Source organism: Virgibacillus sp. AGTR, from assembly GCF_016919725.2.
GTDB lineage: Bacteria > Bacillota > Bacilli > Bacillales > Amphibacillaceae > Virgibacillus > Virgibacillus salarius.
The window spans coordinates 104,875-120,150 of the sequence record NZ_JAJERH010000005.1; the positions used below are offsets into that span (position 1 = coordinate 104,875).

The following is a 15,276-nucleotide window of genomic DNA, read 5'->3' on the forward strand; positions in this document are numbered from 1 at the left end:
CCCTCATATCCCACCTTTATTATATGCACCGATTAAAAGTGTGTCAAAATAAAATATTATTATTTTATATTTATAATAATTATAGTTTAAGTTTGATTATTAGTAAAATGATCGGATTAACATTTGCATTGCTTCATTGGAAACAAAAGATTCTAGTAAAGCAGCTATACAAGAGAAGGCGACTAGAAATGAAAATAATGTTACATATTTACCAAATGGCTGGAATACAGGTTGTGCCATTTTTCTTGTAAATAATTTACTCAATAAGGTCAATGAGAAAATCATGGATAAACTTCCGGCGGTAATATAAATAGGAATAATTAACATATTTTGTGGTGCAATCGACAGTGCCGCCAATAATAATCCATCAAAACCAAGCTGATTGACAATAAACCCTACAGAAAATCCCACTACAAGCCCTTTAATAAAAATTAACACCCAAACCAATGGCAAGCCAATTACTGAAAGTCCTAATATAAATAATAGTAGCAAATATTTAGTATGGTACAAGAAGCTACTTTTAAAAATATCCATGCGTTCCATTTCTTGATTATCAGCAATTTGTCCAAAAAATCGTTCTAAATAAAAGAATAGATCCTGTTTTTGAATAAAATTCATACTATTAACGAGGATAGCTCCAAATATAATCCCTGTTAGAAATAAAATAACCATAAAAAGATAAATCGTGGCATGTTCTTTTACATGAGTCGTTAGAAGTGTTTTATTTTTGTACATTGGAATCCTCCATTCAATATACTGCTATACTAAAAACTATGAAGAATTCCAATTAAAAATACCAAGTTTTCTATTATCCTACTAGATGAATTTAGGTTAATTTAATCGTACCGTATCTACCTCCACCGCCTTCGATAATCTTTAGCTTGCCTTGACGCATCTGAATAATTGCATGAGCTAAATCGCTTGGAATCACCGAGGTTAATTCCTCGAAAGTTGCGTGATGAATCACTTGCATTTCCGTATCAAACGCAGTTAACAGTTTTTCATACGTTCTCTTTCCCAATTTAGGAAGATACTCTAATGGAGCTTGGTACGTATATGGTGGCCTATCATTAGTAGGAGCACTTATGTCTTTTAATTCTAAGATTCTATCCGACACACCTTTAATAAGTTTGTTCGAAAAACAATGAGGACAGTTTTGAACATTTAACGAAACGACCGAAAAGCATTGATTACACACCGTTTTATGATATTTACCTAGTCGCGGATTCATACCGTAGTTATGGGCAATTTTTCTGTTCTGCTGTTGGTGCAGTGCCAAATACAATTCGTTAAATGAAGGCTCCATCATACATATTATTTGATATTCTCTTGCTATTTTTGCTAAGGAGTGTGCATCAGAGTTAGAAAGAAACGTATAATCATGTAGTTCTTGAATTTGATCTGCCATATGAGTATCCGAACTTAGACCTAATTCTATTCCATCAATCAAATCACGATCAAATACCTCTGATAATGTTTGCTCCACACCTTTCCCATACAAGCTTTTAAATGGCGTAAACACATGAGCTGGAATAAATATTCCTTTTAGCTGCTTTACTTTATATTGCAGCTCTTTTCCTGTACCGTAATACCTCTGAGAACTTAGACCAATGTTCTTCATTCGCTGACGTAGCCATGCAGAAAATTGTTGCATGTATTGCAAGGTTGGAAAATAACAAAGTACATGAATCGGGCCCTGACAAGCTTCATCATAGACTTCGATTTCTGAACCGAGAATTAAAGTAACTTTTTCAAACCGAATGCCTCCATCAACCAATTCATATGCTTTGCCTTCTTCAATTAATTCCATAATCTCCTGTTGTACAGCGGGCGCCTGACAATCTATAACACCTATTAAATCCATACCTTTATTACGACTGGATTCCTCTAACACACTCGTTAGCGTTAAATTTTTTGAAGCGGTAATTTTGACGGGATGATCGTACTTATCTCGGCCAATATGAATGTGTAAATCAGAAAAATACGGCTTAAGCAATTATTTCATCCCCAGTGCATGTAAATATAAGATTGCGTAATTTGTTTTGGCATCATGAATCTCTTCCTGTTCCACTAGTTGCTTTGCTTCTTCAAGTGTTAACTTTCTAATACTAATAAATTCATCTTCATCGCCCGCTATTGGTTGATCAACTAACTCTAACGTATCTGTGATATAAATATACATTCGTTCATTCGCAAACCCTGGCGAAGTATAAAAGGAAGTAACAAAAGAAAGATCTTTCGTTGTGTAGCCTGTCTCTTCTTCTAATTCTCTAATCGCTGTTTCTTCGGGATCTTCTCCAACTTCTAACTTTCCTGCTGGTATCTCAATTAACGATTTTTCTAGTGGCTTACGATATTGTTCAACAACTACAATTTTATTATCCTTCGTTATTGGTATTATTGCCACAGCACCAGGATGATCTATGATTTCACGTTTTGCCGTCTTACCGTCAGGCAATACAACATCATCCACTTTTAAATGTACAACTTTCCCATCATAAATAACTTCCGAACTAATTGTCTTTTCTTCAAATTTCTTCATTACTATCACCCTTCAACCAAATTTCTGTTTCTATTCTAGCATAATTATACTGCGGTCATTTCAATTAATTGTTTTACCAATTACTTCAATTTACAATAAACATATACCATAAACATTGGAATGGAGGCTAGCTAAAATGAAAAAAAATCAGATTGGAAGTTCAGACATATATATTTCTCAACTTACGCTGGGGTGTATGTCACTTGGAAAAGACACTGCTAAAGCAAAAAGCATGATTGATATGGCATTAGAGCATGGAATCAATCATTTAGATACAGCTGATTTATATGATTTTGGAGATAATGAAGAAATTGTTGGATCGGCTATTAAACACAGACGAGAAGATGTAGTGCTTACAACAAAAGTCGGAAATCATTTTAATAGAGAGACGAGAAAATGGTATTGGGACCCTTCGAAAGAACACATCCAACAAGGTGTTAAAGCCAGTCTAAAACGCTTGAATACGGACTATATCGATTTTTATATGCTACATGGTGGGACAATTGACGATCCAATTGATGAAACAATAGAAGCTTTTGAAATACTTAAAAAAGAAGGTTTAATCCGAGCATACGGTATATCTTCTATTCGCCCAAACGTTATTCGAGAATATGTAAAACGCTCTGCAATGGATGGTATAATGATGCAATACAATTTATTGGATCGCCGACCAGAAGAAGAAATACTTGACCTTTTAGATGAAAATAACATTAGCGTTCTAGCTCGTGGTCCATTAGCAAAAGGAATATTAAGTAATCAAGCAGCGAAGCAAATCGCCGCTAAAGGAGAAACAGGATATTTAGATTATTCCTATAAAGAATTACAATCTATAAATGACGAGCTAACCAAACTTAGCTCTAATAAAAATGAGCTATCTTTCCGCTATATACTAAAGCATCCGGCTGTTGCTAGTGTAGTTTTCGGAGCTAGCTCAATTGATCAATTAAAAGAAAATATCAACGGCGACTTTAACAAAGAATTACAGGATGATACGTATCATAACCTAAAAAAAATCACTAAACCAGTTACTTATCAAGCACATAGATAAGAGGTTTCCTTGGTTCGTGTTAGCAAATAGAGTTAAAAACACTCGTACTAGTTACGTAGACGTGACCACCCACCTGTCATCTGTTAGGATTCATGGACCCATTGGATGTCTTCCTTTCGATAGGGAGCCTCACCATTTCAAATAAAGTGAAACTTCAATCTGTAGGGTCTTACTGCTTGTTGTATGTGGATCAATAGAAACAAAAGCGCAAGCACCTGAATAGAAACGTAGCGACTGGAGCGAGTCAACGGAGATAAAGGAATTCACGGTGTGCTGGCGAGCCGATGATGACTTAGATTAGGGCGGTCGCCTTCCTGGGCGCTGGAGCTGGAATCGGCTCAACACGCCCATAATTATCCGTATGGGCAAACTCTATAATTTCTTAGAGTATGATAAAAGAAGCTGAGACAAAAGAATGAAGAAATAATTGAAAACGAACGATAATTAGGTTTAACTTAATTATCGTTCGTTTATTGATCAGAACAATTCATTTAGCACCTGAAATAAGCGAGACTCTGGCGGGAACTGCACGAGTCTGAAGATTCACGTGGTAACGTGTTTTTCTTTACCAAGTTAGCTGAGGCCTTGCCCGCGGAAAACGATTATAGTTTCACGGTGCGGCGATGATAACATGATTATTCGTATTTTGAGTAAAGAAGTTGTGTTTTGTCCCAACCTCTTTCTTTATCTAAAATTCCTTTGTATCGACCTTTGAAAAGGTGAATAAAGCTTTCCTTTATTTAATAATGTCCTCTGGGGAAATAAACAGATTAAGAATTCCTTCAGGACTCGATAGACGAAACATTCCTTTGTTATAATCTAACCTCATCTTTTTCGCAAAAAATATGGCTTGTTGGTTTTCAACATATACCGTAAAATCTTTGTTTTTTATTTGTTGATAGTTGGTTTTCTGTTGATCTGTAAAGCGTAACGTCGGAATTCCGTTCACACCACAGCCACAGCCTTCTATATCATACCAAAATAACAAATAAGGATCGTGTTGCTTCTCTAACTCTGCTAATTTGTCTTTTGCTTTTTGCGATATATTAAGCTCAATTTCATTGTTCTTCATCTTTACGTCAACCCTCAATTATTTTTTGGCAAACTGCTTTTTTAATACTCGTTCCATAGGTCCAGGAAGCACCTGATATAATCTGCTTCCTGCATCCATCCACCATGGTAAATTGATTTCTCGTTTCTTTACAAACAAATAACGAATGATTTTTTGTGCCACCTGATCTGGATCAAGCATATATTTTTGAACGTTCTTTTGATAGGTTCCATCTGGATCTGCAGAAAGAAAAAAATTAGTTTGAACAGGTCCTAAATTTACGGCAGTTACTTCTATTTTACTATCCGTTAATTCTTGTCGAAGCCCATTAGTAAAACCCAATACTGCATGCTTGGTTGCACTATAGATCGCTGCCTTTGGCGTAGCAAGCTTTCCAGCTTGTGAAGCGATATTAATGATGTGTGCTTCTCCTTCAAGTGTAGCAAAATAAGGAAGTATCTGCTTCGTTATTTGGATTAGCGCATGAACATTTAATTGAAACATTCGCTCAATATCTTCTTCATTCATGTGCATGACATCTTCAAAAATTCCTATTCCCGCATTATTTATTAGACCTTGGATTTTTTGATGTTCAGTTAAGATATTGGCTATCACTTGTGTACGGTCTTTACGATGCCCTAAGTCCACCTTATAAACATAGCATTCTACAGAAAATTGTTTCTCTATCTGCTCCTTGATCTTTTCTAATTTATTTATAGAACGAGCCAATATAATTGGTATACCACCATTTTTCGCAATGTGCCATGTTAGCCTCTCTCCAATGCCACTTGAAGCTCCAGTAATGATAATCTTTTTACCTGATATCTTAGTTTGCATAATAAATAAGCTTTCCATCCTCCGTTTTTTTAGTAATACGTCCCTCGTTCTCTAAATAATCTAATTGGCCAATTGTTTCAGACATCGTGAGATCGATTTGATTTTTGAATTGCCTTGGAAATATTTGTGTGCATAATTGAAACGGTGTTTGCGGCTGAGTTATTAATAAATCAAAGACCTTATCTGCTCTTTCCTGCTGTTTTTTTAGTCTGTTTTCGATTAAGCTCTTAGGTTTTTGTACCACCTGACCATGTCCTGGTAACACACAGTCCACTCGCAAATCAATACATTTTTGTAAATTACGGCGATATTGAAGCATAGGCTTTGGTCTAAATTCGATCGACTCGCCCGGTGATGGTGGTTCCATAAGTGGATTAGAAGAAATATGCTCTAATATATGATCTCCCCCAACTAGTAGCCGATCGGTTTTACGTAAAAAAGAAAGATGACTTTGCGCATGACCTTTCGTATCAATCACTTGCCAACCTGGATGACCAGGAAGTTCATCTCCTTCATCTATAAAACGGGTTAGTTCACCTTTTCCTACATAATTTAATGGCGCACTCAATTTATTTAAATACGGAAGAAATGTTTCTGGTATGCCAGAAAGCGAAAAATACTTCTCAAAAAATTGCTTATAATGCTGAAGATATAATTCATCACGTTGGATCCATGGATCCACATTAGCATGTGCAATTATACGCTCTGCTCTGGGAAACTGATCAATTAATCCTATATGATCAGGATGATGGTGCGTTAAAATCACTTGTTCAATGTCTTTTGGAAAATAACCCATTCGCTTTAGTTGTTCTTTGAGTGTCTCCCAAGCTTCCTTTGTCTTTACACCTGCATCTATGATAGAAAGCAAATCGCCTTTTAACAGATAGATATGAACATCACCTACTGCAAAAGGGGTGGGTACCGTTATTTGACTAATCGTTTTATCCATTACTTTCATACTTACATTCCTCCAAAATGAATGATCATTCATTTTTAATCTATTTTACCTTGTCACACTCACATTGTCGATTAATTACTATCATTTTGGATAAACTCTTTCGGTACCTCGACGGATTGATCATACGCATCTCAATTTATTCAGTTACAAAACAAACGATGTATTGCTCTTTCTACTATTTTCGGCAAATACTCAAAACTATACGTGATCTCTAGTCGCTCTGTCCATTGATGAGGATCTTTTCCTAACGGACCTATATTTAAAACAGGCATCGTTAATTGTTCCATGACATCTTCCGGAATTTCAAAACCATTATTTTGTAATGGCATATTAGACGTATAGTTTTTTAAACTTCCTAGCGTTGAAGGAGGTCCAACGAAGCTTAAATCTGACAGACCAGTAAAAAACTCCGATACAGTTAAGTTAATTTGATTTTTCTCTTTCGTATACGTCGTAATTTCCTTCATCACTTGCTGAATGTATGGATCTGTTCCTGAAGAAACTGCTGGGTAAAACGGTGGACAATAGAATAAAATGATCATTGGAGCTAAATCTTTACACATAGATGCTAAATCCTGGACAAGTAATGTAGAAAAATCCCTATCTTCCTCTGTGCGTTGACTAACCAATAAATTCTGCCTACGATTAATCTCTGCTTGTCCATAACGTTTGACAGCTTCCTGATATAATTCTTCATACATCATTACATTAACTTTAATTAGCGGCATGGTAAAATCGGTGGCAATTTCAGAGAAATGATCCGCTTTTTCCTGGATATAGTGCTCTATATTTTGGGCAGCGTCCATCGCACCTTGAAGCAATTTTAAATTTATATCATGTAAGGATTGTTTCATATATAAGACATTATACATGGCAATTGCTGATTGAGGGGTCTTTACGGAATAATTCTCTTTTAAATCCCGTTGCATCAGACTAACTGGTGGAGGCGTTACTTCATCACCAATTCTTTCTATAAAAGCTTCATCAAGCTCTAGCTGTTGTGACAAGAAACTAATCATTAAATTAGGATTAACGCCTGAAAAAGGTTCTCCCACATGCGACTCTTTACCGTAACAATAAAATCCCGGTAATATTTTTCCAATTGAACCAGTATATACATAATAAGCTTCATCGCCAGGATATTTGCTAAACATTGGCTCACCGTTTAAACATGCCAGATATGTTAGCTTCTGCTTTTCCTTCCATTCATGGAGTATAGGTAAAGCTGTTAACATTCCTTTTGAATTGACTTCTTCATCCGGAACAGTAAGTAATAGTATATTACCATCAAACTCACCGTCAATTGCTTTCTCGAGCATAGAAAGGTGTACTGTTAAACCTGCCTTCATATCCATTGTGCCTCTTCCAAACAACCAGTCTCCAGTCTCCATATCTTGCTGAACCGCTTTAGATAATCGTTCCTTTTGTTTATACAATTCTTTTGTCAATGCTTTTGGATGAAATGCAAGGTTTTGTAGTGATCCAAAATCTTCAACATCCACAACATCAAAGTGACTTAACAAGATTATCGTTTTGTCAGTTTCATTTTTACTCTTAACAAAGGCCGTCAGTAACCTTCTGCCATCATCCAAACCATGAAGCTTTAAATACGAAGGATTTGTTTGAAAATATTGGTTTTGTTCTAACAAATGATACATATACTCTGCTAAAGCAATCTCTGCTGAAGATCCAGTTACACTTTGATAATTGACGAGTGAGCATAACAGATTCGTAAGTTCTTCCTTTGTTTGCCATGTTTTCAAGCGTATCCCTCCAGTATTTAGTATAAATTACAAACTTTATAAGACATTGACTTTTACATGAAAATCAAACACAATGATTAAAAGTAAAGCACGATCGAATGAGAGCATTGCTCAACAGGACTTTGTGTGATGTCAAATGCAACTAAAGAGGTGGATAAGATTGAAAACCAACATATTTGCACATCGTGGTGCTAGCAAATATGCACCTGAGAATACAATGCCTGCTTTTCAGAAAGCGTATCATATGAATGCAGATGGGATTGAAACTGATGTACAGTTAACAAAAGATAATATCCCTGTACTTATACATGATGAAAATGTAAAACGTACAACCAATTCGGTAGGTCTTGTAAGTAAATTATCCTATCAAGAATTAAAAGAATTGGATGCAGGTAGCTGGTTTTCACCTGAATTTAAGGGAATTAAGATACCTACACTTGATGAGTTTCTCAATTGGATTAAAGATAAGCCTTTATATTTAAATATTGAACTAAAAAATAATAAAATAGATTATACAGATATAGAATCTATTGTTTATCAAGCAATCTCTAACTATCAGTTATTAAATCGTACCACAATTTCGACTTTTAATCCAAATAGCGTTAAGAGGTTGAAAGAATATTCTAATTCTCTTGAGGTCGCTTTTCTAACGTCCAAACGATATAAAAGTCCTATCCGTGTAGCTAAAGAGCTTGGAGCTAATGCACTCCATCTGAAATATCGACTCTTACACCGTGAATTAGTCGAAAATATTCATAAAGAAAATATGAAATTAAGAATCTATACCGTAAATAAACCAGTAAGAATTATGCGATCGTTCAACCATCAGGTTGATGGAATTTTCACAGATGTACCTGATCTGGCATTTCATTATCGAGAATCAGTAACCGATTAATTAATATAGGAGGCCAAAAATGAGCAAGTCATCACAATTATTTTCATCAATTGAACTAAAAGATGTATCATTAAAGAATCGAATTGTTATGTCTCCAATGTGTATGTATTCGTGTATACAGGAAGATGGAATGCTTACGTCATTTCATAAAACACATTATATTTCTCGTGCCGTTGGTCAAATTGGGTTAATTATGCTCGAAGCATCAGCAGTCCAAATGGAAGGTAGGATCTCCGCACAAGATTTAGGCATATGGAGTGATGACCATGTTTTAGGATTAAAACAACTGAATGAAGAACTACATAGTTACGGAGCTAAGACGGCTATACAGCTTGCCCATGCAGGAAGAAAAGCTGAACTATCTTCTGCTATTTATGCACCGTCTGCTATCGCATTTAATGATACTTTCCAAGAGCCGCTAGAAATGTCACAAAATGATATTGACGATACAATTAATGCATTCAAAGACGGTGCGAGACGTGCCGCTGAAGCTTCGTTCGATGTTATAGAAATACATGGAGCACATGGATATTTAATTAATCAATTTTTATCACCATTGACTAATCACCGTACGGATGCATATGGAGGAAGTAAAGAGAATCGATACCGCTTTTTAAAAGAGATTATTGCTTCGATCAAAACTGTTTGGAATGGGCCAATTTTTGTACGAATTTCCACAGATGAGTACGATAACAACGGAAATAGCCTAGAAGATATACTCTACTTTTGTTCTCAGTTAAAAGAGGACGGTGTCGACTTAATTGATTGCAGCTCTGGTGGAGTCGTCCCTGCAACGATCAATACTTACCCGGGTTACCAACTTAGACGCTGTGAAACAATTAAACAAGATGTCTCTATTGCTACTGGAGCAGTTGGTTTAATTACCTCAGGAAAACAAGCTGAAGAGATTATTCAAAACAAACGAGCAGACTTAGTCTTTATCGGTAGGTCATTACTGAAAAATCCTTATTGGGCTAAAGAAGCAGCTGCTGAATTAAACTATGACTTAAAGGCACCTAAGCAATATATCAGAGGCTGGAAATAATACTGGAGGTTATACGATGGAGTTGATTTTTCTTGGAACAGGAGCAGGTGTACCCTCCAAACAAAGAAACGTGTCATCCGTAGCACTTTCCATGCTACAAGAATTAAATAGTGTTTGGTTATTTGACTGTGGAGAAGCAACCCAACATCAAATTCTCCATACATCAATTAAGCCAAGAAAAATTAATAAAATTTTTATCACTCATTTGCATGGTGACCATATCTTTGGTCTACCTGGCTTCTTAAGTAGTCGATCTTTTCAAGGTGGTGAAGATCCGTTAACTATTTATGGTCCTAAGGGAATTCAGCAATTTGTTGAAACGAGTTTAGGTGTAAGTGATACTCATCTTAATTATTCATTATTGTTTGTGGAAATTGAGAATAATATGGTAGTGAAAGATAGTCACTTTTCAGTCCATATACAAGCGTTAGATCACGCAATTCCTAGTTTTGGATTTCGTATTATGGAGCAGGATAAACCTGGAGAATTACTAGTAAATAAATTAAAAGACATAGGGATTAAACCTGGACCTATTTACAAACAAATAAAAGAAAATGAAGTTGTGGTAACGGAAGCTGGTAGGAAAATTTATCGAAAAGATGTTATTGGACAGGATAAAAAAGGGAGAGTAGTAGCTATATTAGGTGATACAAGGTATTCAACAAATTACATATCTTTGGTTAAAGATGCTGACGTTCTAGTTCATGAAGCCACATTTAGCCATGATAAGTCTATTCTTGCTAAGCGATATTTCCACTCAACAACGACGCAAGCTGCAGAACTTGCCAAAAAAGGCAACTGCAAGCGCCTAATACTTACTCATATCTCATCAAGATACCAAAAGGAAGAAAATGAGCAACTTTTACAGGAGGCCCAAATGATCTTCCCACATACAGAAATTGCATATGACTTCTCTAGTTTTTTGATTAATTAAAGGAGGGCTTTCTATGTCACAAATTGAATCGATTATTGCTGACCAACGAGCATTTTTCTTAAATGGCAATACGATGAATTTTAATAGCCGCAAAGAACAACTTCAGAAACTTAAAAGTATGCTAAAGGAAAATGAACCTGCTATATATAAAGCATTAAAAACAGATCTAAATAAATCCAAACATGAAACACTAACAACTGAATTAGGATTTTTAATAACCGAATTAGATCATACACTGAAGCATTTAAGAGATTGGATGGAACCTATTAAGGTTTCTGCTCCAATCACCCATAAAGGAACAAAAAACTTTATTATGAAGGAGCCTTACGGAGTTTGTCTGATCATGGCACCTTGGAATTATCCTTTACAGTTAGCGCTCGCACCAGTAATTGGTGCACTAGCTGCAGGTAATTGTGCTGTAATTAAACCTTCTGAAGATGCACCAGCTACTTCAGCATTATTGCGTGAAATGATTAGGGAATACTTTGATCCATCTTATTTAACAGTCATTGAAGGCGCAAAAGAAATTGCTCAGGAGCTTTTACAACAGCGTTTTGATTATATCTTCTTTACTGGTAGTACCCAGACTGGGAAAATTATTATGAGAGAAGCAAGTAATCACTTAACTCCTGTAACACTTGAATTGGGAGGTAAAAGCCCCGTTATCGTTGATAAAGATGCTAATATTAATCTAGCAGCAAAGCGTATTGTCTGGGGTAAATTTACGAATGCTGGCCAAACTTGTGTTGCTCCAGATTACTTATATGTACACGAAAAGGTTAAATTTAAATTATTAAAAGCCATGAAGAAATATATGAAGAGCTTCTATGGTAAAAGCCCTTTATCAAATAAAGACTATATCCGAATCATCAACGAAAAGCATTTCGATCGGTTACATACTTATTTATCTACAGGAACTATTCTACATGGCGGTGAATCGAATCGAAACCTATTAAAAATTGAACCTACGATTCTTGACAAAATCACGTGGGACGATCCAATTATGCAGGAAGAAATATTTGGACCAATCCTTCCGGTACTTACGTTTAAGGATATAGAAGATGCAGTTGGAGTAGTTAAAATGCAAGAAAAACCTCTAGCTTTATATTACTTTGGAGAAAATGAAAATACGCAACAACAAATTATGCAGTACTTATCATTCGGTGGTGGTAGTATAAATGATACACTTTACCATCTAGCTAATCCACATCTTCCGTTTGGTGGTGTTGGTGCAAGTGGCATGGGAGCATATCATGGAAAATATAGCTTTAATACGTTTTCTCATAAGAAGAGCATCTTAAAACAAACAACAAAATTTGATATTCCATTCCGTTATCCCGGTGGAAAACTGTCACAAACAATTATAAATAAAATTATGAAATAATGACAATGTAAAAATCTCGAGTAATATACATTAAAGAAAAAGCCGAACTTAAATTCGAAACACACTGGTGCGGGCCCTGGTAGTTAGAGTAAAAATCTAACATCTAGGGATAATCACCACTGGAGAAATCGAATTAGTTCGGCTTTTAATTGGATCATCTTGTATATTATTCATTATTCAACTATACTATTTAAATCAGCAATCTGTGTAGAAATATTGAAATATAGCTGATTTCCACTACATTGTTAATTTCATCATTTCATATAAAATGGTGCTTTCTATAGCCTACTATCTTGTTAAGACAAGTATTTAGCTCAATATGTACCTGCCTCATTTTAACGCTTAAAATCATCCAAGAAATCTTTTTGAAAGCTCGTACTTGGACTTTGATTATCCGTATTGGTAGTATTCCATGAGATAAACGGATTTTTTCCGTATTTCTCAGATAGCTCATTAATCGTTTTATATAACTTTTCTTTTCCCGCCACTTTTTCATATGAAAATAGATCGAGTTGCTGTGCAATATTTTGCTTCTCTTCTACATCCTGTACAGTAATTCCCAATAGTCTAATTGGTTCTAGATTCCAATGCTTTTGCAATAATTCATTTGCGATTATTAAGATATCTTCTTTTGACTCAATATAGTTTCTTAATTTTTTGCTTCGTGTAATAGTCTTCCGATCATGATAGCGAATCATTACTTGTATGCTACGTCCAACTGCTTGTTTTCGCTTTAATCGACGTGCTACATTTTCGGCGAGGTAATGCATCAATGCTCTAATTTCTGTTTCATCTGTAGTATCCTGCGGTAGTGTTTTTGAGTTACCAATACTTTTAAATTCATAGACAGCATCAGGATCTACAGGACGTTGATCCACACCATTTGCTCGATTTTTTAGTCGTTCACCATTAATTCCAAGTATTTGTTTTAATTCGTAGACATTCCCACGCGCAAGATCACCTATTGTCTCTATCCCTATTCCTTTTAATTTAGTGGCTGTTTTCCCTCCTACTCCATACATTTCTTCAATTGGTAACGGCCACAGCATTGAGGGCATCTCACGCTTTCTTAATACTGTAATTCCCATTGGCTTCTTCATGTCGGATGCCATTTTTGCAAGAAATTTATTTGGTGCTATCCCAATACTGCATGGCAAATCGAGCTCTCTAGCTATTCTTTTCTGTAAATTGGCTGCTATATCTAAAGGTGTACCCATTCCTTTACTTTCCGTTACATCCATATAGCCTTCATCGATAGATACGGGTTGTACAAATGGAGTTATTTCTGAAAGCATTTTGAAAATCTCTCTAGAGGCTGTTCGATAGCGTTCAAAATTAGGGCGTAGGACAATTAATTCAGGACATAGTTTTTTAGCCTTCCATAGATTCATTGTCGTTTTTACCCCTTTAGCCCTTGCTTCATAACTGCTTGTTACAACAATTCCTCGTCTCTCTTCAGGATTACCAGCAATGGCTACAGGCCTGCCCTTAAGTTTCGGGTTATACGCCATCTCAACTGAAGCATAGAAGCAATTCATATCAATATGGAAGATAACTCTTCGCTTCGTAGCTTGATTCGTCATACATATACTGCTCCTTAATACGGACAATTTAATATCACTTTTAATCCATTATAACATACCAAAGAAAAAACCCTTTAAGCGTTGCACTTAAAGGGTTTACTTTGTTAATTTTTTGCTGCTTCCTGGATAATTGCTGTAACTAACTCTGTTACTTTAACCAAATCTTCTACTTTGATCCGTTCATTTGTTGTGTGGATTTCTTCATAACCAACAGCAAGATTGACAGTCGGGATTCCGTGACCTGCTATAACATTTGCATCACTACCCCCACCACTTTTTAGCAATTTACTTTCTCGACCAATGGCCTTGGCAGCATTACGTGCAACTTCAACTACTAAATCGCCTTCCTGTTGTTTATATCCAGGATACATGACCTTAACCGATACTTCAGCGGTACCACCAAATTCTTTAGCAGTATTTTCAAAAGCATCCTTCATTTTTTTAACTTGTACTTCCATTTTTTTCGGATCCAATGACCGGGCCTCAGCTAAGATCTCGACATGATCTACAACGATATTCGTTTGCTTACCGCCTTCAAATCGACCAATATTAGCTGTTGTTTCATCATCAATTCTTCCGAGTGGCATTTTAGCTATTGCCTTCGCAGCTAAGGTTATAGCTGACACTCCTTTTTCAGGAGCTACGCCAGCATGAGCTGTTTTTCCTTTAATTACGGCAAATACCTTTGCTTGGGTAGGTGCGGCTACAACGATATCACCTACATCTCCATTACTGTCTATTGCATAACCGTATTTTGCATGGAGCATGGATGGATCCAGTGCCTTCGCTCCTACTAAACCAGATTCTTCACCTACAGTTATTACAAATTGAACATCACCATGCTCTAAATTATTTTCATTAACTGTACGGATAGTCTCTAGAATTGCGGCCAAACCCGCTTTATCGTCCGCACCTAAAATGGTGGTTCCATCCGAAATAATGTAACCATCTTTAATACTAGGGTTAATGGCTTTACCAGGAACTACAGTATCCATATGTGAGGTAAAGTAGATTGGGTCTACACTATCTTTGGTGCCTTTCCAATTACAAATTAAGTTACCAGCACCATGCCCTGTTGTTGATTTACTGGCATCCTCTATAACCTCTAATCCTAAATTAGAGAACTTCTCCTTTAACACTTTTGCTATTTCTGTTTCTTGTCCTGTCTCAGAATCAATTTTAACTAGTTCAAAAAATTCTTCTAAAAGACGTTCTTCATTAATTAGCAAAACAAAT

14 protein-coding genes are annotated in these 15,276 nt (G+C 35.9%); 5 read left to right on the forward strand and 9 right to left on the reverse strand.

Annotation, left to right across the window (positions count from 1 at the left end):
* Positions 1-99 precede the first annotated feature (99 nt).
* The 3 genes from spoIIM to JUJ52_RS04095 all read right to left on the reverse strand — a co-directional run bounded on the left by spoIIM (position 100) and on the right by JUJ52_RS04095 (position 2,542).
* Positions 100-735, reverse strand: a complete 636-nt coding sequence (gene spoIIM, locus JUJ52_RS04085; protein WP_026681075.1) for a stage II sporulation protein M — start codon at positions 733-735, stop codon at positions 100-102.
* Positions 736-826: 91 nt separating this feature from the next.
* Positions 827-1,996 (reverse strand): endonuclease Q family protein, encoded by a 1,170-nt coding sequence (locus tag JUJ52_RS04090; RefSeq protein ID WP_121605075.1) that lies wholly within the window; start codon positions 1,994-1,996, stop codon positions 827-829.
* Positions 1,997-2,542, reverse strand: coding sequence for an NUDIX hydrolase (locus JUJ52_RS04095; RefSeq protein WP_205388513.1), 546 nt, complete (start codon positions 2,540-2,542; stop codon positions 1,997-1,999).
* A 136-nt stretch (positions 2,543-2,678) separates the two neighbouring features.
* Between JUJ52_RS04095 and JUJ52_RS04100 the strand changes: the two genes are divergently transcribed.
* On the forward strand, positions 2,679-3,590 hold the full coding sequence (locus JUJ52_RS04100; RefSeq protein ID WP_121605074.1) for an aldo/keto reductase: 912 nt from the start codon (positions 2,679-2,681) through the stop codon (positions 3,588-3,590).
* Positions 3,591-4,326: 736 nt separating this feature from the next.
* On the opposite strand, the gene JUJ52_RS04105 is transcribed toward JUJ52_RS04100, so the two are convergent.
* The 4 genes from JUJ52_RS04105 to JUJ52_RS04120 all read right to left on the reverse strand — a co-directional run bounded on the left by JUJ52_RS04105 (position 4,327) and on the right by JUJ52_RS04120 (position 8,199).
* Positions 4,327-4,662: an iron-sulfur cluster biosynthesis family protein gene (locus JUJ52_RS04105; protein ID WP_226983510.1), complete on the reverse strand. Its 336-nt coding sequence runs from the start codon at positions 4,660-4,662 to the stop codon at positions 4,327-4,329.
* A gap of 18 nt (positions 4,663-4,680) precedes the next feature.
* Positions 4,681-5,478 carry an SDR family NAD(P)-dependent oxidoreductase gene (locus JUJ52_RS04110; RefSeq protein WP_121605890.1) on the reverse strand — a complete coding sequence of 266 codons (798 nt, stop codon included), beginning with the start codon at positions 5,476-5,478 and terminating at the stop codon, positions 4,681-4,683.
* Positions 5,468-6,436 (reverse strand): MBL fold metallo-hydrolase, encoded by a 969-nt coding sequence (locus JUJ52_RS04115; protein WP_026681081.1) that lies wholly within the window; start codon positions 6,434-6,436, stop codon positions 5,468-5,470. The genes JUJ52_RS04110 and JUJ52_RS04115 overlap by 11 nt, the downstream gene beginning before the upstream one ends.
* A gap of 140 nt (positions 6,437-6,576) precedes the next feature.
* A complete protein-coding gene (locus JUJ52_RS04120; RefSeq protein WP_205388512.1) occupies positions 6,577-8,199 on the reverse strand; it encodes a M20/M25/M40 family metallo-hydrolase in 1,623 nt (540 codons plus the stop codon).
* Between the two features lie 160 nt (positions 8,200-8,359).
* Between JUJ52_RS04120 and JUJ52_RS04125 the strand changes: the two genes are divergently transcribed.
* Genes JUJ52_RS04125 through JUJ52_RS04140 form a run of 4 tightly spaced genes read left to right on the forward strand, consistent with a single transcriptional unit; the run spans position 8,360 to position 12,457 of the window.
* Positions 8,360-9,094: a glycerophosphodiester phosphodiesterase gene (locus JUJ52_RS04125; RefSeq protein ID WP_026681083.1), complete on the forward strand. Its 735-nt coding sequence runs from the start codon at positions 8,360-8,362 to the stop codon at positions 9,092-9,094.
* A gap of 19 nt (positions 9,095-9,113) precedes the next feature.
* A complete protein-coding gene (gene namA / locus JUJ52_RS04130; RefSeq protein WP_205388511.1) occupies positions 9,114-10,139 on the forward strand; it encodes an NADPH dehydrogenase NamA in 1,026 nt (341 codons plus the stop codon).
* Positions 10,140-10,155: 16 nt separating this feature from the next.
* Positions 10,156-11,073, forward strand: a complete 918-nt coding sequence (rnz, locus tag JUJ52_RS04135) for a ribonuclease Z (protein ID WP_026681085.1) — start codon at positions 10,156-10,158, stop codon at positions 11,071-11,073.
* Between the two features lie 13 nt (positions 11,074-11,086).
* The gene (locus JUJ52_RS04140) at positions 11,087-12,457 is read left to right on the forward strand and encodes an aldehyde dehydrogenase (RefSeq protein ID WP_026681086.1); all 1,371 of its coding nucleotides are present in this window, start codon (positions 11,087-11,089) and stop codon (positions 12,455-12,457) included.
* Positions 12,458-12,792: 335 nt separating this feature from the next.
* Here the strand turns inward: JUJ52_RS04140 and JUJ52_RS04145 are convergent, their stop codons facing one another.
* Together JUJ52_RS04145 and JUJ52_RS04150 are read right to left on the reverse strand one after the other, a co-directional pair.
* Positions 12,793-14,040 (reverse strand): DNA polymerase IV, encoded by a 1,248-nt coding sequence (locus JUJ52_RS04145; RefSeq protein ID WP_205388510.1) that lies wholly within the window; start codon positions 14,038-14,040, stop codon positions 12,793-12,795.
* 104 nt (positions 14,041-14,144) lie between these two features.
* Positions 14,145-15,269, reverse strand: coding sequence for a M20/M25/M40 family metallo-hydrolase (locus JUJ52_RS04150; RefSeq protein ID WP_026681088.1), 1,125 nt, complete (start codon positions 15,267-15,269; stop codon positions 14,145-14,147).
* Between the last annotated feature and the right edge of the window lie 7 nt (positions 15,270-15,276).

Coding starts and splice junctions, on each gene's coding strand:
- spoIIM (WP_026681075.1), bottom strand. CDS start 735: ATGTACAAAAATAAAACACTTCTAACGACTCATGTAAAAGAACATGCC.
- JUJ52_RS04095 (WP_205388513.1), bottom strand. CDS start 2,542: ATGAAGAAATTTGAAGAAAAGACAATTAGTTCGGAAGTTATTTATGAT.
- JUJ52_RS04100 (WP_121605074.1), top strand. CDS start 2,679: ATGAAAAAAAATCAGATTGGAAGTTCAGACATATATATTTCTCAACTT.
- JUJ52_RS04105 (WP_226983510.1), bottom strand. CDS start 4,662: ATGAAGAACAATGAAATTGAGCTTAATATATCGCAAAAAGCAAAAGAC.
- JUJ52_RS04110 (WP_121605890.1), bottom strand. CDS start 5,478: ATGCAAACTAAGATATCAGGTAAAAAGATTATCATTACTGGAGCTTCA.
- JUJ52_RS04115 (WP_026681081.1), bottom strand. CDS start 6,436: ATGAAAGTAATGGATAAAACGATTAGTCAAATAACGGTACCCACCCCT.
- namA (WP_205388511.1), top strand. CDS start 9,114: ATGAGCAAGTCATCACAATTATTTTCATCAATTGAACTAAAAGATGTA.
- rnz (WP_026681085.1), top strand. CDS start 10,156: ATGGAGTTGATTTTTCTTGGAACAGGAGCAGGTGTACCCTCCAAACAA.
- JUJ52_RS04140 (WP_026681086.1), top strand. CDS start 11,087: ATGTCACAAATTGAATCGATTATTGCTGACCAACGAGCATTTTTCTTA.
- JUJ52_RS04145 (WP_205388510.1), bottom strand. CDS start 14,040: ATGACGAATCAAGCTACGAAGCGAAGAGTTATCTTCCATATTGATATG.